The organism is Arenimonas fontis (assembly GCF_008386465.1).
Lineage (GTDB): Bacteria > Pseudomonadota > Gammaproteobacteria > Xanthomonadales > Xanthomonadaceae > Arenimonas > Arenimonas fontis.
In genome coordinates this window covers 292,058-315,857 of record NZ_VUOD01000004.1, presented here as the reverse complement: position 1 = coordinate 315,857, position 23,800 = coordinate 292,058, and the positions used below count along the sequence as shown (strand labels likewise).

Here is a 23,800-nt window from a genome sequence, read left to right as displayed (position 1 = left end):
GCAGGCATGCCGTCCGCCGTGAACCCGGCCTTGCTGATCGATCGCGCCGCCTGGCCGCCGGACTTCGCCCGGCCGACCGCGCCGACGCCGGTGCCGGCGCCGCGCCTGCTGGCCTGGAATGCGGACCTGGCCGAACGCCTGGGCTGGCCGGCCCGGCCGTCGGCGCTGGCATCGCTCTGGTTCGGCGGCAACGTTCCGCCGCCGGGCGCGGAGCCGGTGGCCACCGCCTATGCCGGCCACCAGTTCGGGGTGTTCGTGCCGCAGCTCGGCGACGGTCGCGCTCTGCTGCTGGGCGACGTGCTGGCGCCGGACGGGGCGCGTTTCGAGATCCAGCTCAAGGGCGCCGGCCGTACTCCGTTTTCGCGCACCGGCGACGGCCGCGCCGCCCTGGGCCCGGTGCTGCGCGAATACCTGGTCGGCGAAGGCATGCATGCGCTGGGCATTCCCAGCACGCGCGCCCTGGCGGTGGTGCTGAGCGGCCAGCAGGTGCTGCGCGAACAGCCCTTGCCGGGCGCCGTGCTGACTCGGGTGGCGGCCAGCCATGTGCGTGTCGGCAGCTTCCAGTACTACGCCGCCCGCGGCGACCTCGCCTCGGTGCGCCAGCTGGCGGACTGGACCATCCGGCGCCACTACCCGGAACTGGCCGATGGCGACGCGCCCTATCTCGAACTGCTGCGCGCGGTGGCGCGCCGGCAGGCGGAGCTGGTCGCCGCCTGGATGCACGTCGGTTTCGTCCACGGCGTGATGAACACCGACAACATGGCCGTCTCCGGCGAGACCATCGACTACGGCCCCTGCGCCTTCCTCGACGAGTACCACCCGGGCAAGGTGTTCAGCTCGATCGACCGTGGTGGCCGTTATGCCTACGGCGCCCAGCCCGGCATCGCCCAGTGGAACCTGGCACGCCTGGCCGAAAGCCTGCTGCCCCTGCTCGATGCCGATGAGGAGAAGGCGCTGGCGCAGGCGCGGCAGGTGATGGAGGACTTCGTGGGCTGGTATGGCGAGGCCTGGCGGGCGGGCGGGCGCCGCAAGCTCGGCCTCGCCACCGCGGAAGACGGTGACGAGGAATTGGCCCACGCCTTCCTGGACGCCCTGCAGGAAGTGGAGGCCGACTACACCCTGGCCTTTCGCGCGCTCAGCCACCTGCCGGACGGGCGTCCGTGGTTCGAGGACCTGCCGGCGCTGCCGAAGACGCCGGCCATGGACGCCTGGCTGCGACGCTGGCGCGAGCGCCTGGCGCGGGAAGCGCGCGCGCCGGAGGACGTCGCCGCCGGCATGCGGGCCACCAATCCGGCGGTGATCCCGCGCAACCATCAGGTCGAGGCCGCGATCACCGCCGCCTACCGCGGCGAGCCGGACGTCTTCGAGGCCCTGCTGGCCGCCGTGCGCCGGCCCTTCGACGACGGCGAGGCGCAGCGGCCCTGGATGCGCCCGCCCACCGTCGGCGAGCGCGTGCTGCAGACCTTCTGCGGCACCTGAGCGGGCGGCTCGGCCGGCCTGCGCCGGCCCGGCCAGGGAAAGCGGTGCTGTCGGGGACAGCCCGGCTTTGCAAATGCGAACGGTTCGCAATTATAATGCGCCGCCCAGCAGACGCCACGCCCGGGATTCCCTGCGATGAAACCCCACGTCCTGACCAAGGAATCTACATGTCTGCCCCCAAGTTTCGCCTGGCCCTGCTGCCGGCGGCCCTGCTGGCCGCGCTTCCCCTGAATCCGGTCCGCGCCGACGACGCCGGCCTGGACGCCGCGACGAATGCCGTCGCCGATCTCGGCCTGGACGCCGCCGGCGCCACCCGCCTGGACGCGGTCCAGGTCACCGGCGAGCGGCCCGAAGGCTATGTGGCTGGCCCCACCGCCACCGCCACCCGTCTGGAACTGAGCCCGCGCGAGACGCCGCAGTCCATCAGCGTGGTCAGCCGCGCCCAGATGGACGATTTCGGCCTGGACAGCGTCAACGAGGTGCTGGGCGCGGTCACCGGCGTCAACGTCGAGCAGGTCGAGACCGACCGCAGCTACTACTCGGCGCGCGGCTTCGACATCGTCAACTTCCAGCGCGATGGCCTGGGCATTCCGCTGCCCTACGGCATCCAGGACGGCGACATGGACACGGCACTGTACGAGCGCATCGAAGTGCTGCGCGGTGCCAACGGCCTGCTGTCCTCGACCGGCAATCCTTCGGCCACGGTGAACTTCGTCCGCAAGCGGCCGGGACGGGAGTTCGACGGCAGCCTGCGTCTGGGCCTGGGCAGCTGGAACCGCCGGCGCCTGGATGCCGACGTCGGCGGCCCGCTGGGCGGGGAGGGCGCGCTGCGCGGCCGCGCCGTGCTGGCCTGGGAAGAAGGCGACAGCTACCTCGACCGCTACGAGCAGGAAAAGCAGCTGCTGTACGGCGTGCTGGAAACCGACCTGGGCCAGGCCACTACCCTGGCCGCCGGCGCCTCCTGGCAGCGCAACCGCCCCACCGGCGTGCTCTGGGGTGCGTTGCCGCTGTTCTACAGCGACGGCAGCCGCACCGATTACGACCGCTCCACCAGCACCGCTGCCGACTGGTCCTACTGGTACAGCGACGATCTGCGCGCCTTCGTTGACCTGGAGCACGAGTTCGGTAGCGGCTGGAACCTGCGCGCCGCGCTCAACTGGCACCGCACCGAGCAGGACACCCAGCTTTTCTACGTGTACGGCACGCCCGATCCGGACACCGGCCTGGGCCTGTTCGCCTATCCCTCGGACTACGAGGGCGAGTTCGAGGCCACCGAGTTCGATCTCTACGCCACCGGGCCGATCAGCCTGGGCGGGCGCGAGCACGAGCTGGTGCTGGGCCTGAGTTCGGCCCGTGGCGACAACCGCGAAATCTCCTGGTACGGCAACGACGTCGGCACGCCGCTGGCTCCGGGCCAGGCCTTCGACGGCAGTTACCCCAGGCCGGTGTTCGACGCCTATTCCGACGGCGCCGACTTCGATTACGAACGTGACAGCGCCTACGCCAGCGTGCGCTGGAACCTGGCCGACCGCGTCAAGCTGATCACCGGCGCCAACCGCAGCCGGGTCGAGACCGCCGGCGTGAGCTACGGCACCCCGAACACCGTGGACGAGACCCGTACCACCGCCTTCGCCGGCGCCGTGGTCGATCTCAACCGGGTGCTGTCCGCCTATGCCAGTTACGGCGAAATCTTCAACCAGCAGGCCGAGACCGACATCGATGACGAGCTGCTGGGGCCGATCACCGGCGACAACGCCGAGCTGGGCCTGAAAGGCGAGTGGTTCGAAGGCCACCTGAACGCCGGCTTCGCCCTGTTCCGCGCCCGCCAGCGGAACCTGGCCGAGTACGCCGGCTTCGACACGGCCAGCGGCCGCTCCTACTACGTGGGCACCGATGCCGAGTCGCGCGGTTTCGAGTTCGACCTGGCCGGCCGCATCGGCGAGCACTGGCAGCTGTCCGCCGGCTATACCCAGCTCAGCCTGGAAACGCCGGACGGCGCGGAAGCCCGCACCTGGGTGCCGCGCAAGCTGCTGCATGCTTCCGCCGCCGTGCAGGTGCCGCAGGTGGAGGGTCTGAGCCTGGGCATGCGCGTGCGCTGGCAGGACGGCATCCACCGCGAGGCGGTGGCCTACGACGCCCTGGGCAATGCCACGCCATTGCGCATCGAGCAGGACGCCTACGCGCTGTGGAGCCTGATGGCCCGCTACGAGTTCGCCGAGGCCTGGAGCGCCAGCCTGGTGCTGGACAACCTGACCGACGAGAAGTACATCCCCAGCCTGTACTGGGAGCAGGGCTTCTACGGCGCGCCGCGCAACGCGACCCTCAGCCTGGCCTACCGGTTCTGATGGCGCGCGCGACCGGCCCACACCGTGCTTCCGGCAGTCGCTGGCGGCTGGCCGTGGCCTCACGCACCGGGGCGGCGGTGCTGGCCGGCTATTTCCTGGCCTGGGGCTGCACCGCCTTCCTGACCGCGGCCCTGCCGCTGGCCAAGGTGGACCGGGTGGTGTTCGCCAGCCTGCCCAGTTTCGCGCTGTGGTGCGTGGCCGCGGTGTATGCCTTCGCCGCGCGCTCGGCCTGGCGCGCCTGGGCCTGGCCGCTGGGGCTGGGCCTGGCGCTGCTGCTGCCGGTCCTGCTGTTTCCGCAATGGGGAGCGAGGCCATGAAGGAATCCCTGGTCAGGTCCATGGCCTGGCTGCACACCTGGTCCGGCCTGCTGGTCGGCTGGCTGCTGTTCGTGATCTTCGTCGGCGGTACGCTGGCCTGCTTCGACAGCGAGCTGGACGACTGGATGCGGCCCTGGCTGCACGAGGCCAGGCTGCCGGAGCAGCCGCGTTTCGATCCGGCCCTGGCCTGGGCGCAGGCTCATCATCCGGACGCGCACGCCTGGTATGTGCTGGCCGGCAACGCCCGCGACCGCGCCACCGAGGCCTACGTCTATTTCGACGACGGCAGTCACCTCAGGCAGACCCTGCACCCGGTCACCGGCGAGCCGGTGCCGGACACCGCCGGCGGCGAGTTCTTCTTCACCCTGCACTACGACCTGCACGCGGGCACCTTCGGCATGTACGTGGTCGGCTTCGCCGGCATGATGATGCTGGTGGCGCTGGTAGCGGGCGTGATCACTCATCGGCGCCTGTTCGCCGACTTCTTCGTGTTCCGGCCGCGCGCCGGCGGCCAGCGCGCCTGGCTGGACGGGCACAACCTGACCGGAGTGCTGGGCCTGCCCTTCCACCTGGTGATGGCCTACACCGGCGTCGCCATTTTCGTGGCCAACTACATGCTGGCGGGCGTGCAGGTGGCCTACGACGGCGACGTGTTCAGGTTCTACGAGGAGGCCGGCGACCTGTACGAACGCCCGGAAGAGGGTCGGCCGCTGTCGCGTCTGGCTTCGGCCGACGCGCTGCTGGCCGATGCCCAGCGACGGCTCGGGCAGCGTGTGGCCTGGGTCAGCGTGCACCATCCCGACGATGCCAGCGCCACCATCGCCTTCGGCGGCGACCACAGCCGGGCAGTGGCCTGGAATTTCGAGCAGGTGTTCTACGACGCCGCCGACGGCCGCTTCCTGCACCACACGGCACCGCCGGGATCCGGCTACGGCACCTACACCTTCATGGGCGGCCTGCACATGGCGCAGTTCGGCGGCAGCCTGGTGCGTGCGCTGTATTTCCTGCTCGGCCTGTCCGGCTGCGTGATGATCGCCACCGGCCTGCAGGTCTGGGTGCGCAAGCGCGCCCGCCAGGTCGCCGCGGCCGGCGCGCTTTCCGGATATGGCCTGGTGCGCGGGCTCAACGTCGGCGTCGTGGCCGGCATGCCGCTGGCGGCGGCGGCCCTGTTGCTGGCCAATCGCCTGCTGCCGATGGACCTGGCCGATCGTGCCGGCGCCGAAGTCGCGAGCTTCGTCTGGGCCTGGGGCTTGGCGGCTGCCTGGGGGGCCTGGCGCGACCGTGCCGGCCGCGGCTGGCGCGACCTGTTCGCGATCACTGCCGTGTTGCTGGCGGCCCTGCCGGTGGCGAACCTGCTGGTCACGCCGGACAGCGCCTTGCCGGCCACGCTGGCGCGCGGCGACGGCGCCCTGGCGGCGGTGGACCTGGTGGCCTGGGCTTTTGCCCTAGCCTTCGCGGCCATGGCCCGGCGGGCGTATCGCCGTGCGACCGCGGCGCCCGCTGCCGAGCGCCTGCGGGAGGCGGCGGCGTGATCGCCCTGGTATTCCTGGTCTGCCTGGCGGCCTGGGTGCTGCTTGGCCTGGGTCTGCCGCGCCATGCCCGGCAGATGTTCGGGCGCGCGCTGCCGCCCGGCCTGGCCAGGTCGGTCCGGTTTCTCGGCTGGCTGGGCCTGCCGCTGGGCCTGATCCTGGCCATCGCCGCCGAGGGGGCTTCCTTCGGCAGCGTGTACTGGGCCGCCAGCCTGATGCTGGCGGCGATGGCCTGGGTCCTGGTCCTGGCCTGGCGCGACCGCGGACGCCGCTGAGCCCGGGCTCAACCAGTGGCCGGCAGGGGCTGCGGATCGGTATTGCCCCCGCGCCGGTCTCCGGCAAGCAGGGACGGGGGATACATCCGCACCTGGTTCCGGCCGCGGCGCTTGGCTTCGTACATGGCCTCGTCGGCGCGTGCCAGCAGGCTGGGCCAATCGTCCTCGGCCGCCAGCATGGCCACGCCGACCGACACGGTGGCCCGCAGGTCCGGCCCCATCGGTTGCGCTTCCACCGCCCGGCGGACTTTCTCGAGCGCCGCGCGTGCGCCGCCGGCGCTCGTGGCCGGCAGCAGCAGCACGAATTCCTCTCCGCCCAGCCGGAACAGCCGGTCGCGCTTGCGCAGCACGCCCTGGATGCGGGCGACCAGGTCGACCAGCACCCGGTCGCCGATCTCGTGGCCATGCCGGTCGTTGATGCGCTTGAAGTGATCCAGGTCCAGCACGGCCAGCGCCATGGGTTCGGCCCGCTGCCGGTGGTGCTGCACCGCCTCGGGCAGTTCGACTTCCAGTGCGCGACGATTGGGCGCGCCGGTCAGCGGGTCGAGGGTGGCCATGGCCAGCAGCTGCCGGTGCTGGCGCTCGCTCAGGCCGACGAAGACCGCCGCGAACAGGGTCACCAGCAGGGCGCTGGTCAGGAAGGCCGCGGCGGCCACCAGGTCGGAGAAGCTGCCGAGCCAGAGTTGGGCGGAAAGCAGCACCGCGCAGCAGGCCGCGGCCAGCCAGCGCGGGGCCAGCATGAAGTTGGCCGCCAGCGCGGTGTAGGTCCAGAAGTGGCCGGCTTCGCCGAGCAGGCCGGTCAGGACCGCGCAGACCAGCGACACCACGACGGCGTTGATCGAGCCGACCAGCTCCGTCCGCCCGGTCCGCCAGACGTAAGCCACGCTGCCGGCGATGATCAGCATCATCCCGGCGTCCAGGCCGGCGGCCAGCCACTCGGCCCGGCTGGCACGGATGGCCACGAAAGGGGCGATGCCGACGAAGGTGAGCGCGCCGAACAGCGTGATCATGCTCAGGCGCAGGTCGCCGCGCAGGCGGGAGTAAAGCGTGGACGATGTGGACATGGCGGGACTCCTCGGGAAGCCGCGCCCGCCGGCGCCATGCCGGCGGTCCTCCGGCGGGTCCACTGTGCGCCCGGCCGGGACCGGGAACCGCGATGTCCTTCAAGCTTTCGCAATGCCGCCGTCGTTGCGCCGCGACATCGGCGCCGATCCGTGCGCCCGGTCACCGTTTCCGCCCGGATCCGGCCCGGGCGGACGCTCAGGCCTTCAGCCGCCAGCCGGTCTTGAACACCCAGCGGACCAGGGCCAGGCACAGCGCCAGGAAGACGACGATGGCGGCGAAGCTGATCGTCACGTTGACATCGGACTGGCCGAAGAAGCTCCAGCGGAACCCGCTGATCAGGTACACCACCGGGTTGAACAGCGCGACCTTCTGCCAGAACGGCGGCAGCATCCCGATCGAGTAGAAGGCGCCGCCCAGGAAGGTCAGCGGCGTCACCACCATCAGCGGAACGATCTGCAGCTTCTGGAAGTCGGTGGCCCACAGGCCGATGATGAAGCCGAACAGGCTGAAGCTGACCGCGGTCAGCACCAGGAACAGCAGCATCGCCGCCGGGTGCTGCACCTCGTAATCCACGAACAAACGCGCGGTCAGCAGGATCAGCGCGCCCAGGATCAGCGACTTGGTGGCGGCGGCGCCGACGTAGCCGAGCACCGCTTCGACCCAGCCCACCGGCGCCGACAGCAGTTCGAAGATGGTGCCGGCCCATTTGGGCATGTAGATGCCGAAGGCGGCGTTGGAGATGCTTTCGCTGAGGATGGACAGCATGACCAGGCCGGGGACGATGAAGGCGCCGTAGCTGACGCCGCCGATGTCACCCACGCGCGAACCGATCGCCGCGCCGAACACGATGAAGTACAGCGAGGTGGTCAGCACCGGCGAAACGATGCTCTCGCCCAGCGTGCGGAAGGTGCGGGCCATCTCGAAGCGATAGATGGCCTTGATGCCGTACCAGTTCATGCCGCGTCCTCCTGCGGCTCGCGCCGCCGCACCAGGCTGACGAAGATTTCCTCCAGCGAGCTTTCGGTGGTGTTGAGGTCCTTGAAATCGATGCCGTGCGCCGACAGCTGGCGCAGCAGGCCGGCGATGCCGGTGCGTTCGCCCTGGGCGTCGAAGGTGTAGACGAGGGTGGAACCGTCGGCGGACAGCTCCAGCGGCAGGCCGGCCAGCTCGGGCGGGATCGCCGGCAGCGGCGATTGCAGGTGCAGGCTCAGCTGCTTGCGGCCGAGCTTGCGCATCAGCGCCGTCTTCTCCTCAACCAGCACCAGGCGGCCGTGGTTGATGACCCCGACCCGGTCGGCCATTTCCTCGGCCTCCTCGATGTAGTGCGTGGTCAGGATGATGGTGGTGCCCTGTTCGCGCAGCTCCCGCACCAGCCGCCACATGTCCTGGCGCAGCTCGACGTCTACGCCGGCGGTGGGTTCGTCCAGGAACAGGATGCTCGGCTCGTGCACCAGCGCCTTGGCGATCAGCACCCGGCGTTTCATGCCGCCGGAGAGCGCCATGATCTTGCTGTCACGCTTGTCCCAGAGACTGAGCGCGCGCAACACCCGCTCGATGTGCGCGTCGTCGCGCGGTTTGCCGAACAGGCCGCGGCTCAGCCGCAGGGTCGCCGTCACGGTCTCGAAGGCGTCGGTATGCAGCTCCTGCGGCACCAGACCGATCCTGGCCCGGGCCTGGCGCCATTGCCGGCGGATGTCGTGACCGTCGGCGATCACCGTGCCGCTGCTCGGGTTGACGATGCCGCAGACAATGCTGATCAGGGTGGTCTTGCCGGCGCCGTTGGGGCCGAGCAGGGCGAAGATCTCGCCGCGCCGGATCTCCAGGTCCACCGAGTGCAGCGCGGTGAGGCCCGAGGCGTAGGTCTTGCCCACGCCCCGGATCGAAAGGATCGGATCCATGGTCCTTCGCTCGAACGTGCGGGGCGGCCAGCTTACCGCCGGCCGCCCCGCCGGGCATCACTCGGCCGGTGGCGCCGGCGGCGGCACCGGTTCGGGCACCTTGTTGCGGATCGGCGGAATGGATTGCAGGTACAGATAGATCGCTTCCAGGTCCTGGTCGGTCATGTTGCGGTAAACCGGCCAGGGCATCGGCGGCAGCACCTGCCGGCCGCGACCGAGATGGCGGCCGCTGCGGATGGTGTCGCGGAAGTTCTCGAAGCTCCACAGGCCCAGGCCGGTGTCCTCGTCCGGGGTCAGGTTGGCGGTGTAGCTGACGCCCCAGGGGCCGGCCCAGGCAGTGTTGGTGGCGCCCATCAGGACGATCCAGGGGCCTTCGGGCAAGGTCGGCGGCGGCGGCATCGGCAGCGACTCCGGGTGCCCGGAAAGCGCGCGGCTCATGTCGGGCTCCGGTCCGTTCGGGCCCATCACGAAGGGGGTGTGGCAATCGTGGCAGGCCGAGGTGTTCACGAGGTAGCGACCGCGTTCGATCTTGGCGGCACGGTCCGCTTCGACACCGCTTGCGGCAGCACCGGCCGGATCGGAGGCGGGCTTGGCGGCGTCGGAAGCCGAGAGTGCCAGCGGAACCGCGGTCAGTAGCGCCATGGCGATGGCCAGGCTCAGGTGTGGGGTTTTGTTCATGGGGATGTTTCCTTGGGGCTGGTTCGCTGCGACGAAGGCATCGTCGCGATCCAGTGTTCGACCAGGGCCAGGCCGCGATCGTCCACGGATTGGGTGCCCAGCGGCGGCATCTGCAGCAGCGGGTCGCGGCTGCGCATGCGCACGGGCAGAAGGCTGGAAACGGGCTCGCCCGGCACGACCAGGCGGCGCGGCTGGCCGATGCCGGCATAGCGGGCTTCGCGGCCGAACATGGACGCGCGGATGCTGTCGGCGTCGATGCCGTCGTCGCGCCACAGCGCGGCCAGGTTCAGTGCCACCGGGACGCCGCGGCCGCTGCGGTTGTGGCAGTGGCCGCAGTTGCCGTGCAGGTAGCCGAGTGCGGCGCGCTCCTCCGGCGAGGCGGCCGGGATGCGCGGCGGCTTGCGCAGCATGGCGTCGGGCAGTCCGGTGATGCGGCCCATGCGCACCAGGTCGTCCAGGCCAAGCTGGCCGGCGCTGGCGTGCGGCGCGTGCGGATCGCGGTCCGGCGAAAGCTGCAAGGCGCTGAAGCCCAGCACCGGCGTGGCGCCGCCCTCGTGGCAAGCGGTGCAGTCGTCGCGCGAGGGCACGACATAGCGACCTTCCGGCGCCGCCGCGATGGTCAGCACCGTCGCCCGAGCCGGCGCCAGGTCGGCATCACTGCCGTCCTCGCGCCAGATATAGGTGGCGTAGCGCCAACTGCCATCGGCCAGGCGTTCGATCATGCGGGTTTCCACCGGCCGGTCGTAGGCGAAGGTCTTCCACAGGCGCGTGCCGGGCGGGAACTGCCAGGCATTCGGATCGCGGGCGTCCACCGCAGTGCCGGTCGGCAGCGAGATCCATCGCTGCTTGCGCGCGCCGTCGGTCCACAGCGGATATTGCGGCGAGAAGGCGAGATGCCCGGGATCCACCCGCGCGGGGTTGCCGTCCTCGAACAGGCCGGTCAGTCCGAGCCGCGGCGGCAGCGGCGGGATCGCTGCGGCGCCGGCGGGCGCGGAGGCCGCGGAGATCGCCGAGGGCGCCGACGCGACGACGGCCAGGGCGGCCAGCACGGCGGCGATGGCCCGGCGCGGCGCCGGTCGGCGGGCGATGAGGCGGAATCGGTGGCGGGACATCGGCGGCGGGTCTTGCACTTGCTTCGGGGCTGGGGGCAGCGAGTCTGCCCGTGGCGGCGGCTGGCCGGTGCGCGTTTGCGGCGCACTGCCTCAAGTACGCGACGGGATGCCGGCAGCGGACCAAGGGCTGCCGAAAAACAGCGTTTCGTTGCCACCGGTTCAGTTGCCGTCGGATTCCGCCCGTGCTGGCGCATTCCACCCGTGCGGCAAGTCATGCTTCGGCCGTCGCGGCCCGGTCCGGAAGGCGGGGCGGACGCCGCCCGTCCACTGTCCGCTCCGAGGGCCGAATGGCGTTAGATTGGGCTCCTCCTGCCCCGAGGACTGTCCTTGCCCCCCCCAGGCCGTCCAATCCGATCCGGCAGGCTGGCTGGTTGACGGTCCGAGCTGGGCCGAACGCGATGCGGCCGGCCGCCGCGCCATGCTCACCGAGATCCTGGCCCAGGTCTCGCGCGCCGCCCTGCAGGGCGAAGGCCGCGACGAGGTCCTGCAGGGCATCGTCGATTGCCTGGCCACCCGGCTGCCGGTAGCCCTGGCCAGCATCATCCTGCTGGACGAGGAGGGCACCCATTTCGTGCACGCGGTCTGGTCCGGCGTGCTCGAGCTGGATGCGCCGGCCGGCGCGCCCGGCAGCGAGCCCTGGCCGATCACCAAGGGGGCGGCGGGCCGGTGCGTCCGCACCGGCCGCGCGCAGTTGCTGACCGATGTGGATGGCGATCCGGACTACGTGCCCGGCCACGATTCGGTGCGTTCGGAATACCTGGTGCCGATCCGGCATCGTGGTCGCCTGCTCGGCGTACTCAATCTGGAGAGCACCGAGCGCGACTTCTTCAGCCCGCAGGCCTGCCTGGTGTTCGACGCGGTGGCGGCGCAGGTGGCGGGCGCGATCCACCTGGCGCGGGTAGTGCACGAGCTTGAGCTGGCCAACCGCGCCTTGCGCGAGTCCTCCATGCGCGACGGCCTGACCGGGATCGCCAACCGGCGCAGTTTCGACCAGCGCCTGGCCGAAGACTGGGATTGCATGGGTCGCGAGGCGCGGCCCCTGGCCCTGCTGCTGGTGGACGCGGACTGCTTCAAGGAGCTCAACGACAGCCTCGGCCACCAGCACGGCGACGAGTGCCTGCGCGAGCTTGCCCGCATCTGTGCCAATGTCGCCGAGCGCAACCGCGGCCTGGCGGCCCGTTATGGCGGCGAGGAGATGGCGGTGCTGTTGCCACGGCACGACCTCGACCGTGCGCGCGCGGCGGCCGAGGACCTGCGCCGCGAGGTGTTGGCGCAGGCCTTGGCGCACCCGGCCTCGCGGGTCGCGCGGCACGTGACGGTGAGCATCGGCGTGGCGGCGGTGGTGCCGGCGCCGGGCATGAGCCCGCATCTGTTGGTCTCGGCCGCCGATCGCGGCCTGTATCTGGCCAAGGCCAGCGGCCGCAACCGGGTGCGCGCCGGCTATGTGCGCAGCCGGACCCGGGCCGGCTGAGGCGGACACGGTTTGCCTGCCCGGGCGCGATCGGGTTCCACGGGATGCGGGGTGTACGGCCGGGACAGGCGCCGACGCGAGCCGCCGGCCTGATGCCGGTCAGTCGGCGGCGCCGTCCTCGCCGGCTTCCCCGGTCAGGAACCAGACCTCGACCTTGCCGTTGTGCCTGAGCGTCATCGGGTTGCCATGCCGGTCCAGGGCCTTGCCGACCGGTAGCCGTACCCAGCCCTCGCTGACACAGTATTCCTCGACATTGTGGCGCTCGACGCCGTTGAAGCGCACGCCCACGCCGCGCTCGAGCACGGCGGCGTCGAAGTGCGGACTGCGCGGGTTGACGGAGAGGCGGTCGGGCGGGGTGTCGCTCATGGCTCGGTTCCGGTGGCGGATTCGGCCGGCATTTTATGCGTCCGGTCCTTCACCGTCGTGGCGGTCAGTCTAGCGGCAGGTCGGCCGCCGGCGGGGCGGGCACGAGGGGTGGCCGGGATGTCCCGGACATTACGTAGCCCGCCCCGCGGATCGCGACCGGCGGTTTCCCCCGGGGTTTTTTGCGGTTTCGGGCTTGGCGGCGCGACGGACTTGCCCTACATTCGCCGTGCCGGGGGCGTACCCAGGCACCCCAATCAACCGATAAAACCCACCGACGGGAACCACAGAAATGGCTACCAAGAAAGCTGCGAAGAAGAAGGCTGCCCCGAAGGCCGCCAAGAAGGCCGCCGCCAAGAAGCCGGTCGCGGTCAAGCCGATCAAGGAAGTACTGAGCAAGTCGGGCCTGGTGGCCCAGGTCAGCGAGGCCTCCGGCGTCGCCGCCAGGGACGTGCGCGCCGTGATGGGCGCGCTCGAGGCCGTCGCCCATGCATCGGTCAGCAAGAAGGGCGCCGGCGCCTTCGTGCTTCCGGGCCTGTTGAAGATCAACGTGGTGAACGTGCCGGCCAAGCCCCGGCGCAAGGGCATCAACCCGTTCACCAAGGAAGAGCAGTGGTTCGCCGCCAAGCCGGCCACCGTCAAGGTGAAGGTCCGCGCGCTGAAGAAGCTCAAGGACGCTGCGGCCAAGTAAGCCGGCTTCTGCGGCTTCGCGCCGCAACAGCGGAACACGCGGGGCGGGTGGCCAGGGCCATCCGCCCCGCGTGTTTTCACCGCATTCATTCCCACGCGGCCCGCGCCGGAAGGTCCGCCAACACAGTGTTTCCCGCCGCCGCTTGTGCCGGAGCGGTCGGCGGCGCTGCAATGGACCATCTTCGGCGATAACCTGGGAGTCCGTCATGGAATTTCGCTATCTGGGAAGGTCGGGCTTTCGTGTCCCGGTGCTGGCCCTGGGCACCGCCACCTTTGCCGGCAGCAGCGAATTCTTCAAGCACTGGGGCCGGACCGACGTGGCCGAGGCCAGGCGCCTGGTGGACATCTGCCTGGAGCACGGCGCCTGCATGTTCGACAGTGCAGACGTCTATTCCAACGGCGGTTCGGAAGCGGTGCTCGGCGAAGCCATCAAGGGCCGTCCGCGCGACAGGCTGATCATCTCGACCAAGGCCACCTTCCGCTTTGGCGAGGGCGAGAACGAGGTCGGCTCATCGCGCCACCATCTGCTGCGTTCGGTGGAAGGCTCGCTGCGACGCCTGGGCACGGACTACATAGACCTGTTCCAGCTGCACGGTTTCGACGCGCGCACCCCGCAGGAGGAAGTGCTGTCCACGCTCGACACCCTGGTACGGGCCGGCAAGATCCGTTACCTCGGTGTCTCCAACTTCAGCGGTTGGCACCTGATGAAGGCCCTGGCCACCGCCGACCGCCACGGCTGGACGCGTTACGTCGCCCACCAGGCCTACTACTCGCTGATCGGACGCGATTACGAGTGGGAACTGATGCCGCTGGCGATCGATCAGGGCATCGGTACCGTGGTCTGGAGCCCGCTGGGCTGGGGCCGGCTGACCGGGAAGATCGGGCGTGGCCGGCCGCTGCCGGAGACCAGCCGCCTGCAATCCCAGCGCGTGGCCGACAGCGGTCCGCCGGTGGCGCCGGATTACCTGTACGCAGTGGTGGACGCGCTGGAGCAGGTGGCGGCGGAAACCGGGAAAACCGTGCCGCAGGTGGCGCTGAACTGGCTGCTGCAGCGGCCGACCGTCAGCAGCGTGATCATCGGCGCCCGCAACGAGGAACAGCTGCGGCAGAATCTGGCCGCGGTCGGCTGGAATCTCGACGCCGATCAGCTTGCGCGCCTGGACGCGGTCAGCGAGCGGCCCAGGCCCTATCCGTACTGGCACCAGCGCAGCTTCGCCCATCGCAATCCGCCGCCGGTGTGAAGCGGCCGTCGGGTCCCGCCTGGCGGCGTGGCTTCGGCGTCCATCCCTGCCCGGCGAATCTCGCCGACCGTCCGGCCGATGCATGTGGCTCCCGCGGATCGGGCTGCGGAATCAGCGCCGGGGCGTCAGGGCTGCGATCGTCAGGGCTGCGTGATCGTCAGCACCGGCCGACCGTCCACTGCGTCCTCGCGCACCTGGAAGCGCGGCAGGTGGGCCGAACGCCCTTCATCGGCGCGGTCCCAGCGGCCGTCCTCGACCCGCACCACGTCATGGATGACGATGCGGAAGCCCAGCTGGGCCTTGGCCGTCACCGCCGCGCCCTGGGCCGCCACCGCGGCGCCTTCCTGGGCCATGGCCATGGGCGCCAGCGCCATGCCGAGCGCGATGCCGAACGCGGCCATGGCAACGGGGATCTCGCGGAAGAGGTGCTTGCGGGCGGCGTTCATGGTCCTGCTCCACTTGCGTCGGCCGGTGGGGGGATCGGCCTTCGATTGCACTCTAGGCAGGCGTGACGCTCCCGTTTGCGCGCGCGCTCACAGTTGCGCGTTGTGGGAAATCCCTCACGGTTCAAGCACTTTCCGGCCGTTGTTCACGTTTGCGGCGGGGTGGCGGTCACGGTTTCGCGCCGGACTGTGACGCCGTTCCAAACGCCTGCTGAACATCGCCTCACGGGCTGTCCAACGCCCCGCGCGGCCCGGGCCGGTCACGGCCGCTTCCGGTCCAGGATTGCGTTCGACCGGGCTTTAGCCTCATGTTCACTGCAACCGGTACCAGGCCAGCCGCCATGCAAAGTGCCGACGACATCCTTGCCCGACTGGACACCCTCAATGCCATCGGCATCGCCCTCTCGCACGAGCGCGACCTGCCGACCCTGCTGGAACGCATCCTGGAGGCGGCGCGAGAGTTCGCCCGCGCCGACGGCGGCACCCTGTACCGGGTGGAGGACGATCGCCTGCACTTCGCGGTACTGCGCAACCACAGCCTGGGCTACTTCAAGGGCGGGCGGCATGGCGAGCCGATAGACTTTGCGCCGCTGCCGCTGTACCTGCCGGACGGCAGCGGCAACCATGGCATGGTGGTGGCGCACGCGGCCCTGACCGGCGAGACCGTCAACATTCCCGACGCCTACGACGCCGAGGGTTACGACTTCAGCGGCACCCGCGCCTTCGATGCCCGCACCGGCTACCGCTCGCAGTCCTTCCTGACCGTACCGATGAAGGATCACGACGGCCGCGTGATCGGCGTCTTGCAACTGATCAACGCCAAGGATGACCAGGGCAACACGGTGGCCTTCACCGACGCCGACCAGCGCCTGGTGGAATCGCTGGCTTCGCAGGCGGCGATCGCCCTGAACAATCGTCGGCTGATCGACCAGCTGGAGAACCTGTTCGAGGCCCTGATCAACCTGATCAACACCGCCATCGACGAGAAGTCGCCCTACACCGGCGGCCACTGCGAGCGGGTGCCGGTGCTGACCAGCCTGCTGGCCGAAGCGGCGCACCGCACCGAGGTCGGGCCGCTGGCCGGTTTCCGCATGAATGAGGCCGACCGCTACGAGCTGAAGATCGCCGGCCTGCTGCATGACTGCGGCAAGATCACCACCCCGGTGCACGTGGTGGACAAGGCCACCAAGCTGCAGACCCTGTTCGACCGCATCGAACTGGTGGACACCCGCTTCGAGGTGCTCAGGCGCGACGCCGAGATCGCCCTGCTGAGGGGCGAGCTGGACGAAGACGGCTACCGCGACCGCCTGGCCCGCCTCGACGCCGACCGCGAGGCGGTGCGTGAGGCCAACATCGGCGGCGAGTTCATGGACGACGCCCGCATCGCCAACATCCGCCGCATCGGCGCCATGCGCTGGCGCGGCCCGGACGGCAGCGAGCAGTCCTTCCTCAGCGCCGACGAGCTGGAGAACCTGTGCATCCGCCGCGGCACGCTCACCGAGGCCGAGCGCGGCATCATCAACCACCACATCGTGGTGACCATCCGCATGCTGGAGGCGTTGCCCTGGCCGCCACACCTGCGCCGGGTGCCGGAGTACGCCGGTGGTCACCACGAGCGCATGGACGGCAAGGGCTATCCGCGTGGCCTGACCCGCGAGCAGATGAGCATCCCGGCCCGGGTGATGGGCATCGCCGACGTCTTCGAGGCCCTGACCGCCGCCGACCGGCCCTACAAGACCGGCAAGACGCTGTCCGAATCGCTGACCATCCTCGGCCGCATGAAGCTGGACAACCACGTGGACCCGGACCTGTTCGATGTCTTCCTGCGCGAGCGGGTCTACCTGGAATATGCGGAGCGCTTCCTGCCGCCGGAGCAGATCGACGAGATCGACTGGCACCGCATTCCTGGCGTGTCGCCGGCGCTGGCGGCCGAACTGGCCGCCGGGGACGAGGCGCGCCGTGCGGCCAAGGGTGCTGCGGCACCCCGGCAGGGCCGCTGATCACCCGACCCGGGTTGCGCGCGGACGCGGCCGTTCCAGGGCCCAGGCCAGGGCTGCCAGCGCCAGCCAGGCCGCCCACCAGGGCCAGCGTGGGCCCGGCGTGGACGGCGCGGGGCCCACGCGTTCGGCCGGCGACTGCGCCGCCAGCGCCAGCGTGGTTTGGCGACGCGCCTGCGCCTGCACCCCGGGCAGGGCATCGGCCGGCATCACCCACCAGGACAGTTCACGTCCGCCGTCGCGGAGGCGGTGCCAGCCCGCCTCGCGCGGCCAGACGGCGGCGCATGCGGCGGGGCCGGTGGCGGGATCGGGCATCAGGGCCATGCGGGCGCCGGAAGGCGCTTCCAGCTCCGCGTCCGCGCCCAGGCCGCACAGGGCGGCGCGCTCGCCCACCCGGCCACGGGCCGGCGCCACCGCCCTGGCCGAGGGCTGCGGACGCGCCAGCGTTGCCACGGCGCGGGCCCAGAGATGGCCGTGCGCCTGCGGGTAGCCGGCCAGATACCAGCGGTAGCTGTCGTCGAGCAGCCAGACGCCGACGCGACCACGCCCGCGCGCCTGCCAGGCGGCCAGCGCCCGGCCGCGGGCATCGGCCAGCAACACGGCGCCGCCTGGCGCCGACAGCCGCCCCGGCCAGCGCCCCAGCCGCGGCACCACCTCCTCGCCGCGCGCGCGCGGCGTCAGCGCAAGGGGCAGTTCGACCTGGCCTGTCCCGGTGTCCGTTTCGAGCCGGAAGCCGCGCTCGGCCAGCTCGCGGCGCGTCGCCGCATCCAGCGGGCCGGAGATGCGCAGCAGCAGGCCCAGTCCTTCGCGCACCGCATCGTCCACGGCGGCGCGGCCGGCCGGACCGAGCTCGCGCCAGCTGCGTTCGTCCAGGATCAGCAGGTCGGTCCGGGCCAGTTCGGCGGCATTCACCGGGCGACTTCGGTCGCCGATGCGGATGCCGGCGCCGAGGGCGAACTCGGCGTGCAATGACAGGCCGGCGTCGAGCGCCCAGCGGCCCAGGTATTTCAGTTCGGCATTCGGCGCGCCGGCGCGCAGCCAGAGCCGATGCGGGTGGCCCGGCAGTACCTGCAGCGGCAGCGTCGCCTGCGTCAGCACCTCGCCGGAGGCGTCCAGCAGTTGCAGCTGGTAGGCGACGCGGCCGGGCAGGCCGGTCCAGGCCTGCAGGCGGAAGTGGCCGTCTTCGCCGGCGAGCGCGCTGTCCACGCGCTCACCGGCGGGGTCGCGCAGCTCCAGGCGTGCCTGCCCGATGCCGGCGACGCGGCCGGCCACCGGCAGCGGCGCGCCGGCCGGCAGTCGTGTCGGCCAATCCAGGGCAACCAGGCCGGTCGGCGCCGGCGCGGCTTCGAACTGCAGAGGCCAGCCCTGCGCCGCCTCGCGGTCGTGCGCGGCCAGGCCCTGGCCGAGCACGCGCAGGCCGCGCGCCTGCGGATGCCGGCGCAGCAGGCTGGCCAGGTCCGGCACCGGCGTCGCGCCGGGCGGGCGCGGCGCATCGGGCAGGGCGAACAAGCGCTCGTCCGGCGCCAGCGCCGGCGCCTCAGGTTCGGCGCCGGCCGTCAGCACCACCAGACGTGGCCGTTCGCCTTCGCCCGCAGGCGGCCACAGCGCCAGCCAGAACAGCAGGGCCAGCAAGGGCTGCAGGAGCAGCACCGCTGCGACGCGGCCGCGGCTCCAGCCGGCGCGGCGGCCGCGCAACAGGCTGCTGACCGTCGCCGACAGTGCAATGCCAGCCAGGATCAGCGCGAACGCCTGCGGCGGGCTCATGGTGTCCCGTCCTCCGTCAGTGCGCGCAGCCAGGCTTCGCCGGCCGCGTCCGGCGCCGGCCGCGCCTGCGCCGCCGGCGCCGGCGCCGGCAGCAGCGGCCAGAGCCGACGGCGCAGGCGTTCGCGGCAGTCATCGCAATCCGGATCGGCGCGCAGCGCTTCGATCGCTTCCATCAGGTCCAGCGTTTCCGTGTCATCGCCGGCGCGTCCGCCCAGCCAGCGGGCGAAGTCCTGCAGCGGCTGCGTCGGATCACCACCGTCCAGGGCCTGCCAAAGCGCTGGCGTCGGGCCGCCGACCGACTGCGCCGGGGCCATGGCGTGGCGGCGGCTGGCGATGCCTTCGCGCTTGCCGGTGAGCCGGCGCGACTCGTCCACCGGCGGCAACTCCAGGCCGACACGGGCCAGGTAGATGCGGCTGGCCTGCTGCACCTGCTTGATGAAATCCAGGGCGCGATAGGCATGCGGCAGTGCCTGCTCGGGCTGGCCGCGGCGCAGCTCGCTTTCCGAGGACCACATCGCGTTCAGCGCCTGGCGGAGCAGGGCGCGGGTTTCCGGGTCCAGCAGGGTGGCGGCCTCGGCGTCGTCGTGGGTGTGGCCGAACTCCTCCAGCGCGCTGACCGCGCCGCCCAGTGGCGCGGTCTCGCCTTCGCCGTGGTCATGACCGTCGCCGGCAGGGTGTTCTTCTTCCTGGTGGCCGCCCTCGTGATCGCCGCTGCGAGCCTCGGCGTCCCAGCCTTCGTCCTCCTCGCCCATGAACTGGCCGTAGCGCAGGCGCAGCAGGCGCTGGTCCACGCCGATGGCGTCCGAGCGCGAGACGAAGCTGTCGCGGCGCAGGCGACCGCGCTGGGCGATCAGCGCCTCGGTGTCGATGATGATCTGGCGCTGGCTGCGGAAGTAGGCCGGCAGCGCCCGCTCGATCAGGCCTTCCATGCCGGTGGCCTCGGCGGCGGGCGGCGGCGGCCAGCGCAGGACGAAGCTGGCGCTGCGGCTCCACTGCGGCGCCGGCCGGCGGTTGTCGGCCACCTCCAGGCGCACGATCAGGTCATCGCCCTGGGCCAGGCCGAGCGCGGCCAGGTCCAGCCGGTGGACGTAACGCCGCGCGCGCGTGTCGCCTTCGCCGCGCACGGCGATCTGCCGCTCGCTGACGCTCACCTGTTCGCCGCTGCCCTGGGCCAGGGTGATGTGCAGGCGGGCCTGTCCGAGGCCGTGGTCGTCGCTGGCCTCGAAGGCCAGTCGCCAGTGCCGCTGGCCATCCTCGCGCAGGCTGAGCGTGCGTTCGGGCGCGATCGCGCGGATTTCGGGCGGCCGGTCGGCGACGACGTCGATGCGGTGCAGGCGGTCCGCGGCCAGCGGCAAGGCGTGCCCGGCGACCAGGCGGTAGAGACCGGAGCGTTCGATCGTGGTTTCGCCCAGCCAGTCCTCGCCTTCGCGGCGCAGGGCGAGTTCGCGGCCGTCGTGCCAGCGCAGGCGCAGCGACTCCGGCTGCGGTCGCAGGCGCAGGCGCCAGGTCAGGCGGCTGCCGGCGGGCACGCGGCGCGACAGCTCCGGTGCCACTTCCGCGGGCAGGCCGGTGTAGGCGGGCGGCATCACCCGCAGTTCGGTCTCGCTCAGCAGCAGCGCGGTCGCTGCTGCCTCGACGTCCTCCGCCGTCGGCGCGGGCGTGGCGGCGGCGCCGGTGTCGGCGGCCGGCCAGTGCAGCACGGCAAGGGTGCACAGCGCCGTGCCGGCGAGGCTGGTCAGCAGCGCGCGCCAGGGCCAGGGCTCGCGCAGCTCGGGCGGCTGCGCGCGCAGGCGCTCGGCCAGGCGCTGGGCCTGCAGGGATTGCAGCGGGCTGGGCCGCGCCGGCGGCATCAGCAGCAGGTCGGCGCTGTCCTCCATGTCAGGGCGGCGGTCCAGCCGGCGCGCGGCCCAGGCGGGATCACGGATCCGCCAGGCACGCCAGGCCAGGAAGGCGAGCAGTGGCAGCGCGACCGCCAGCGCCAGCAGGGTGCCGCGTCCGCCATCGGCACGCAGGCCCAGCCAGGCCAGCAGCGCCAGTGGTGGCAGGCCGCCCAGCAACCATGCCATCGCGGCGCGGCGGCGGGCGGCGGCAAGCGCGTGCGCCAGCAAGGGCATCATGTCGTCGCCTCCCGGCCGGGAAGCGTGCCCAGCCAGCGTTCGAGCGCGAACAGCGCCAGCGCCAGCCACAGCAAAGGCATCGTCCAGGGCGTCGGCGGCGTTGTGTAGTCCGCCTTGGTCACCGCCGGCTTCACGACCTCGGCATCGGCCAGCGTCGGCGCCGGTGGCGGCCACAGCTGCGCACGCAGGCGGCTGGGAAAATCGGCCTCCAGCAGTTCCGGGCGATGTTCGGGCTGCAGCGGAGTACGCCACTGCAAGACGCGACCCCGGCCGTGCGCCAAGCCGCGCAGCCAGTCGCCGGGCAGGTTCGCCGGCGGCGAGGGCAACGGCCAGGCGGTGTCGGCATCCAGCAGCAATTCACCGCCTTGCGCGACCCAGTCCAGCAACGTCGCCGGCACGGGGCCGGCGCCAGTCCAGGCGGTGAGTCGCCCGCTTGCCGGCAGTCCTTCACCTTCATCCGGTGCGGCGGCGTCGCCGGCTTCCGCCTGCCAGGCGGCGTGCAGTGCGCGCAGCCAGCGGCGTGAAGCGGCATCAGCGTCGCCGCGCAGGGCGATGCCGCGGGTCTGGACAGGTGCGGCTGCGCTTGCCGTATCCGCTGCGTCCTCGATCTGCCAGACCGGCACCCGCGACAGCGCCAGCGCCTGTGCATCCAGGCCGGCCAGGCGGCGCGGCAGTCGCACGGTGAGCGCGGTCTGCGCGGGCAGCTCGGCATCGGCCTGGCGCAACAGGCTGGCCACCGGCAGCGATTCGGCGGAAGGCGCGGGCAGGGAGGTCGGCGGGAAGCCCGGTGCCAGCCAGCGACGCTCGATACCTTCGGGTGCCTCGCCGGCGGGCGCGGACAACACGGGGTGCACGAGCTCCCAGGCGCCGGGCGGGTCGGGCGTGCGCAGCGGCTGCGCCAGCAGCAGGGCCAGCGCGGCCAGCAGGGCCATGCGCAGGACCAGCAGCGGCCATTCCTGCAGGCGCAGGCGGCGGCGCGGACGCTGCCGCGGCAACAGCCAGGCCAGGGCGGCAAAAACCGTGCGTCGCTGCCGCTCGCGCCGCGCCAGGTGCAGCAGCAGCGGCAAGGCCAGCGCTGCCAGTGCCCAGAGCGCCAGCGGGGCAGCAAAGCCGGTGATCATGCGCGTTCCACCGGCCGGGAGGCGAACAGAGCGCGCAGCGGCTCGTCCGGCGGCCGGTCCAGCACGTGTTCGACGCGGCGCACGCCGGCGGCGGCCAGGCGCGCGTGCAGGGCCTGGCGGGCTTCGCCGAAGCGACGGAGGAAATCCTCGCGGACGGCGGCGCCGTCACTGCTCAGCTCGCGCCCGCTTTCCGGTTCGACGAAGCGATGGCCGCCGCGGAAAGGGAAGTCGCGTTCCTCGCTGGTCAGCAGCTGGATGTTGAGTACCTCGCGGCGGGCCGCCGACAGCTTCTCCATCAGCACGATGGCGGCCTCGTCGAAGTCGTCGGACAGCAGCAGCACCAGGTGTCCGGCGCCGATCCGCTCCCAGAGCGGGCGCAGTACGGTCTGGTCCGGCCAGGCGCCGCCGGCGCGCAGGCTCCGCAGCGCCAGCAGGCAACGGTCGCGTTGGCGCGGGCCGGCGCCGGCGGACACCAGTTGCAGTCCGGTCCCGCCGATCGTCGCCAGGCCGAAGCGGTCGCCCTGACGCAGGGCCAGTTCGAAGACGCAGGCGGCCAGAACCCGGGCGGCATCGAGTCGGGTGCCGTCGCCGGGTTCGGCCTGGTCCATCGAAGCACTGGCGTCCACCAGTACCCAGGCGGTCAATGGACTGTCGCGTTCGGCCTCGCGCACGAAGAAGCGATCCGAGCGGGCGTACAGTTTCCAATCCACCTGGCGCGGTTCGTCGCCGGGCTCGTAAGGGCGGTACTGGGCGAACTCCAGGCCGGCGCCGCGGCTGCGGCTGCGGTGCTGGCCAAAACCCTCGCCGCCGGCGGCGCGACGGCCGCCCAGGCGCAGCCCGCGCAGGCGGGCGCGCACGGCCGCGGGGATGTAGTCCGGACCGCCCACCGCAGGCCTCAGCCGGCGGTCAGCGGCACGGCCCGCAGCAGGGCGGCCACCACCTCGTCGGCGCTGCGCTGCTCGGCCTCGGCGGTGAAGGACAGCAACAGGCGGTGACGCAGCACCGGCGCCGCCAGCGCCAGCACGTCCTCGCGGGTGGCAGCGAAACGTCCGTGCAGCAGCGCCCTCGCCTTGGCCGCCAGCACCAGGGCCTGGCCGGCGCGCGGGCCGGCGCCCCAGCGCACCCAGGCCCTGATCTCGGCCGGCGCGCCTTCGCCCGGACGGGTGGCGCGTACCAGGCGGGTGATGCCGGCCAGCAGATCGGCGCCCAGGTGCACCTCGCGTACCAGCGCCTGCAGCGCCAGCACGTCCTCGCCGCCCATCACCCGCGGCACTTCGGCGCGATGGCTGCCGGTGGTCTGGGCGATGATGTCGCGTTCCTCGGCCTCACCGGGATAGTCCACCCTGACGTGCAGCAGGAAGCGGTCCAGCTGTGCCTCCGGCAGCGGGTAGGTGCCGGCCTGCTCGAGCGGGTTCTGCGTGGCCAGCACGAAAAACGGTTGCGGCAGCTCATGGGTGACGCCGGCATAGCTGACCGTGCGTTCCTGCATCGCTTCCAGCAGGGCGGCCTGGGTCTTGGGCGGCGTGCGGTTGAGCTCGTCGGCCAGCAGCAGGTGCGTGAATACCGGGCCGGGCTGGAACTTGAAATGGCGGTGACCGGTGCCGTGGTCCTCCTCCAGTATCTCGGTGCCGAGGATGTCGCTGGGCATCAGGTCGGGAGTGAACTGGATGCGCCGGAAACGCAGTTCCAGGGCCTGGCCCAGGGTTCGCACCAGCAGGGTCTTGCCCAGGCCGGGCACGCCCTCGAGCAGGCAGTGGCCGCCGGCCAGCAGGGCGATCAGCAACTGTTCGACCACCTGTTCCTGGCCGACGACGGCGCGGCCGATGGCCTCGCGCAGGGAGTCGAGACGGGAAATCTGTGCCTGGAGGGCGGCCAGGGTAGTGTCGTTCATGGCG

General features: G+C 71.7%; 21 protein-coding genes. 9 read left to right on the top strand and 12 right to left on the bottom strand.

The genetic code is table 11. The features are described 5' to 3' along the window. Positions 1–6: 6 nt before the first annotated feature. The 5 genes from F0415_RS07485 (at position 7) to F0415_RS07465 (ending at position 5,945) form a co-directional block, all read left to right on the top strand. Positions 7–1,479, top strand: a complete 1,473-nt coding sequence (locus F0415_RS07485) for a protein adenylyltransferase SelO (protein WP_188310325.1) — start codon at positions 7–9, stop codon at positions 1,477–1,479. A 167-nt stretch (positions 1,480–1,646) separates the two neighbouring features. Next, positions 1,647–3,824, top strand: coding sequence for a TonB-dependent siderophore receptor (locus tag F0415_RS07480; RefSeq protein WP_188310324.1), 2,178 nt, complete (start codon positions 1,647–1,649; stop codon positions 3,822–3,824). Between the two features lie 53 nt (positions 3,825–3,877). Beyond that, positions 3,878–4,141, top strand: a complete 264-nt coding sequence (locus F0415_RS07475; RefSeq protein ID WP_210244166.1) for a DUF3649 domain-containing protein — start codon at positions 3,878–3,880, stop codon at positions 4,139–4,141. Beyond that, positions 4,138–5,673 carry a PepSY-associated TM helix domain-containing protein gene (locus F0415_RS07470; RefSeq protein WP_149860571.1) on the top strand — a complete coding sequence of 512 codons (1,536 nt, stop codon included), beginning with the start codon at positions 4,138–4,140 and terminating at the stop codon, positions 5,671–5,673. Before F0415_RS07475 ends, F0415_RS07470 begins: the two co-directional genes overlap by 4 nt. Next, positions 5,670–5,945 (top strand): DUF3325 domain-containing protein, encoded by a 276-nt coding sequence (locus F0415_RS07465; protein WP_188310323.1) that lies wholly within the window; start codon positions 5,670–5,672, stop codon positions 5,943–5,945. The genes F0415_RS07470 and F0415_RS07465 overlap by 4 nt, the downstream gene beginning before the upstream one ends. Positions 5,946–5,953: 8 nt before the next feature. Here F0415_RS07465 and F0415_RS07460 read toward each other — a convergent pair whose 3' ends face one another. The 5 genes from F0415_RS07460 to F0415_RS07440 all read right to left on the bottom strand — a co-directional run bounded on the left by F0415_RS07460 (position 5,954) and on the right by F0415_RS07440 (position 10,698). Next, positions 5,954–7,009, bottom strand: a complete 1,056-nt coding sequence (locus F0415_RS07460) for a GGDEF domain-containing protein (protein WP_149860570.1) — start codon at positions 7,007–7,009, stop codon at positions 5,954–5,956. A 196-nt stretch (positions 7,010–7,205) separates the two neighbouring features. Further along, positions 7,206–7,967, bottom strand: a complete 762-nt coding sequence (locus F0415_RS07455; protein WP_149860569.1) for an ABC transporter permease — start codon at positions 7,965–7,967, stop codon at positions 7,206–7,208. Continuing rightward, positions 7,964–8,908, bottom strand: coding sequence for an ABC transporter ATP-binding protein (locus tag F0415_RS07450; protein WP_149860568.1), 945 nt, complete (start codon positions 8,906–8,908; stop codon positions 7,964–7,966). The genes F0415_RS07455 and F0415_RS07450 overlap by 4 nt, the downstream gene beginning before the upstream one ends. 57 nt (positions 8,909–8,965) lie before the next feature. Continuing rightward, the gene (locus tag F0415_RS07445; protein WP_149860567.1) at positions 8,966–9,586 is read right to left on the bottom strand and encodes a c-type cytochrome; all 621 of its coding nucleotides are present in this window, start codon (positions 9,584–9,586) and stop codon (positions 8,966–8,968) included. Continuing rightward, on the bottom strand, positions 9,583–10,698 hold the full coding sequence (locus F0415_RS07440; protein WP_149860566.1) for a hypothetical protein: 1,116 nt from the start codon (positions 10,696–10,698) through the stop codon (positions 9,583–9,585). Before F0415_RS07440 ends, F0415_RS07445 begins: the two co-directional genes overlap by 4 nt. Positions 10,699–11,116: 418 nt before the next feature. Here F0415_RS07440 and F0415_RS07435 point away from each other — a divergent pair, with 418 nt between their 5' ends. After that, complete coding sequence (locus F0415_RS07435) at positions 11,117–12,169, top strand: GGDEF domain-containing protein (RefSeq protein WP_188310322.1); 1,053 nt, start codon at positions 11,117–11,119, stop codon at positions 12,167–12,169. A gap of 99 nt (positions 12,170–12,268) precedes the next feature. Here the strand turns inward: F0415_RS07435 and F0415_RS07430 are convergent, their stop codons facing one another. Next, entirely contained in the window at positions 12,269–12,535 is a 267-nt protein-coding gene (locus F0415_RS07430; protein ID WP_149860564.1) for a DUF3297 family protein, read from the bottom strand. Positions 12,536–12,824: 289 nt separating this feature from the next. On the opposite strand from F0415_RS07430, the gene F0415_RS07425 reads away from it, so the two are divergent. Together F0415_RS07425 and F0415_RS07420 are read left to right on the top strand one after the other, a co-directional pair. Further along, the gene (locus F0415_RS07425) at positions 12,825–13,223 is read left to right on the top strand and encodes an HU family DNA-binding protein (protein WP_149860563.1); all 399 of its coding nucleotides are present in this window, start codon (positions 12,825–12,827) and stop codon (positions 13,221–13,223) included. A 205-nt stretch (positions 13,224–13,428) separates the two neighbouring features. Then, positions 13,429–14,463, top strand: a complete 1,035-nt coding sequence (locus F0415_RS07420; RefSeq protein WP_149860562.1) for an aldo/keto reductase — start codon at positions 13,429–13,431, stop codon at positions 14,461–14,463. 140 nt (positions 14,464–14,603) lie between these two features. Here the strand turns inward: F0415_RS07420 and F0415_RS07415 are convergent, their stop codons facing one another. Beyond that, positions 14,604–14,909, bottom strand: coding sequence for a hypothetical protein (locus F0415_RS07415; RefSeq protein WP_149860561.1), 306 nt, complete (start codon positions 14,907–14,909; stop codon positions 14,604–14,606). A gap of 338 nt (positions 14,910–15,247) precedes the next feature. On the opposite strand from F0415_RS07415, the gene F0415_RS07410 reads away from it, so the two are divergent. Beyond that, positions 15,248–16,906: an HD family phosphohydrolase gene (locus F0415_RS07410; RefSeq protein ID WP_149860560.1), complete on the top strand. Its 1,659-nt coding sequence runs from the start codon at positions 15,248–15,250 to the stop codon at positions 16,904–16,906. On the opposite strand, the gene F0415_RS07405 is transcribed toward F0415_RS07410, so the two are convergent. From F0415_RS07405 to F0415_RS07385, 5 genes are read right to left on the bottom strand one after another with little or no spacing between them, the layout of a single operon-like run. Further along, positions 16,907–18,667 (bottom strand): carboxypeptidase regulatory-like domain-containing protein, encoded by a 1,761-nt coding sequence (locus tag F0415_RS07405; RefSeq protein WP_149860559.1) that lies wholly within the window; start codon positions 18,665–18,667, stop codon positions 16,907–16,909. It lies immediately after the preceding gene. After that, positions 18,664–20,784 carry a DUF4175 domain-containing protein gene (locus F0415_RS07400; RefSeq protein WP_149860558.1) on the bottom strand — a complete coding sequence of 707 codons (2,121 nt, stop codon included), beginning with the start codon at positions 20,782–20,784 and terminating at the stop codon, positions 18,664–18,666. Before F0415_RS07400 ends, F0415_RS07405 begins: the two co-directional genes overlap by 4 nt. Beyond that, positions 20,781–21,905, bottom strand: coding sequence for a BatA domain-containing protein (locus F0415_RS07395; protein WP_149860557.1), 1,125 nt, complete (start codon positions 21,903–21,905; stop codon positions 20,781–20,783). Before F0415_RS07395 ends, F0415_RS07400 begins: the two co-directional genes overlap by 4 nt. Next, a complete protein-coding gene (locus tag F0415_RS07390) occupies positions 21,902–22,792 on the bottom strand; it encodes a DUF58 domain-containing protein (RefSeq protein WP_149860556.1) in 891 nt (296 codons plus the stop codon). The genes F0415_RS07395 and F0415_RS07390 overlap by 4 nt, the downstream gene beginning before the upstream one ends. 8 nt (positions 22,793–22,800) lie before the next feature. Next, positions 22,801–23,796, bottom strand: a complete 996-nt coding sequence (locus tag F0415_RS07385; protein ID WP_149860555.1) for an AAA family ATPase — start codon at positions 23,794–23,796, stop codon at positions 22,801–22,803. Positions 23,797–23,800 lie beyond the last annotated feature (4 nt).

Bases quoted from the DNA above. Each gene is read 5' to 3' on its own strand.
- F0415_RS07480 (WP_188310324.1), top strand. From the start codon at position 1,647: ATGTCTGCCCCCAAGTTTCGCCTGGCCCTGCTGCCGGCGGCCCTGCTG.
- F0415_RS07460 (WP_149860570.1), bottom strand. From the start codon at position 7,009: ATGTCCACATCGTCCACGCTTTACTCCCGCCTGCGCGGCGACCTGCGC.
- F0415_RS07410 (WP_149860560.1), top strand. From the start codon at position 15,248: ATGCAAAGTGCCGACGACATCCTTGCCCGACTGGACACCCTCAATGCC.
- F0415_RS07425 (WP_149860563.1), top strand. From the start codon at position 12,825: ATGGCTACCAAGAAAGCTGCGAAGAAGAAGGCTGCCCCGAAGGCCGCC.
- F0415_RS07420 (WP_149860562.1), top strand. From the start codon at position 13,429: ATGGAATTTCGCTATCTGGGAAGGTCGGGCTTTCGTGTCCCGGTGCTG.
- F0415_RS07415 (WP_149860561.1), bottom strand. From the start codon at position 14,909: ATGAACGCCGCCCGCAAGCACCTCTTCCGCGAGATCCCCGTTGCCATG.
- F0415_RS07445 (WP_149860567.1), bottom strand. From the start codon at position 9,586: ATGAACAAAACCCCACACCTGAGCCTGGCCATCGCCATGGCGCTACTG.
- F0415_RS07400 (WP_149860558.1), bottom strand. From the start codon at position 20,784: ATGATGCCCTTGCTGGCGCACGCGCTTGCCGCCGCCCGCCGCCGCGCC.
- F0415_RS07455 (WP_149860569.1), bottom strand. From the start codon at position 7,967: ATGAACTGGTACGGCATCAAGGCCATCTATCGCTTCGAGATGGCCCGC.
- F0415_RS07405 (WP_149860559.1), bottom strand. From the start codon at position 18,667: ATGAGCCCGCCGCAGGCGTTCGCGCTGATCCTGGCTGGCATTGCACTG.
- F0415_RS07485 (WP_188310325.1), top strand. From the start codon at position 7: ATGCCGTCCGCCGTGAACCCGGCCTTGCTGATCGATCGCGCCGCCTGG.
- F0415_RS07440 (WP_149860566.1), bottom strand. From the start codon at position 10,698: ATGTCCCGCCACCGATTCCGCCTCATCGCCCGCCGACCGGCGCCGCGC.
- F0415_RS07385 (WP_149860555.1), bottom strand. From the start codon at position 23,796: ATGAACGACACTACCCTGGCCGCCCTCCAGGCACAGATTTCCCGTCTC.
- F0415_RS07430 (WP_149860564.1), bottom strand. From the start codon at position 12,535: ATGAGCGACACCCCGCCCGACCGCCTCTCCGTCAACCCGCGCAGTCCG.
- F0415_RS07470 (WP_149860571.1), top strand. From the start codon at position 4,138: ATGAAGGAATCCCTGGTCAGGTCCATGGCCTGGCTGCACACCTGGTCC.
- F0415_RS07395 (WP_149860557.1), bottom strand. From the start codon at position 21,905: ATGATCACCGGCTTTGCTGCCCCGCTGGCGCTCTGGGCACTGGCAGCG.
- F0415_RS07435 (WP_188310322.1), top strand. From the start codon at position 11,117: ATGCTCACCGAGATCCTGGCCCAGGTCTCGCGCGCCGCCCTGCAGGGC.
- F0415_RS07450 (WP_149860568.1), bottom strand. From the start codon at position 8,908: ATGGATCCGATCCTTTCGATCCGGGGCGTGGGCAAGACCTACGCCTCG.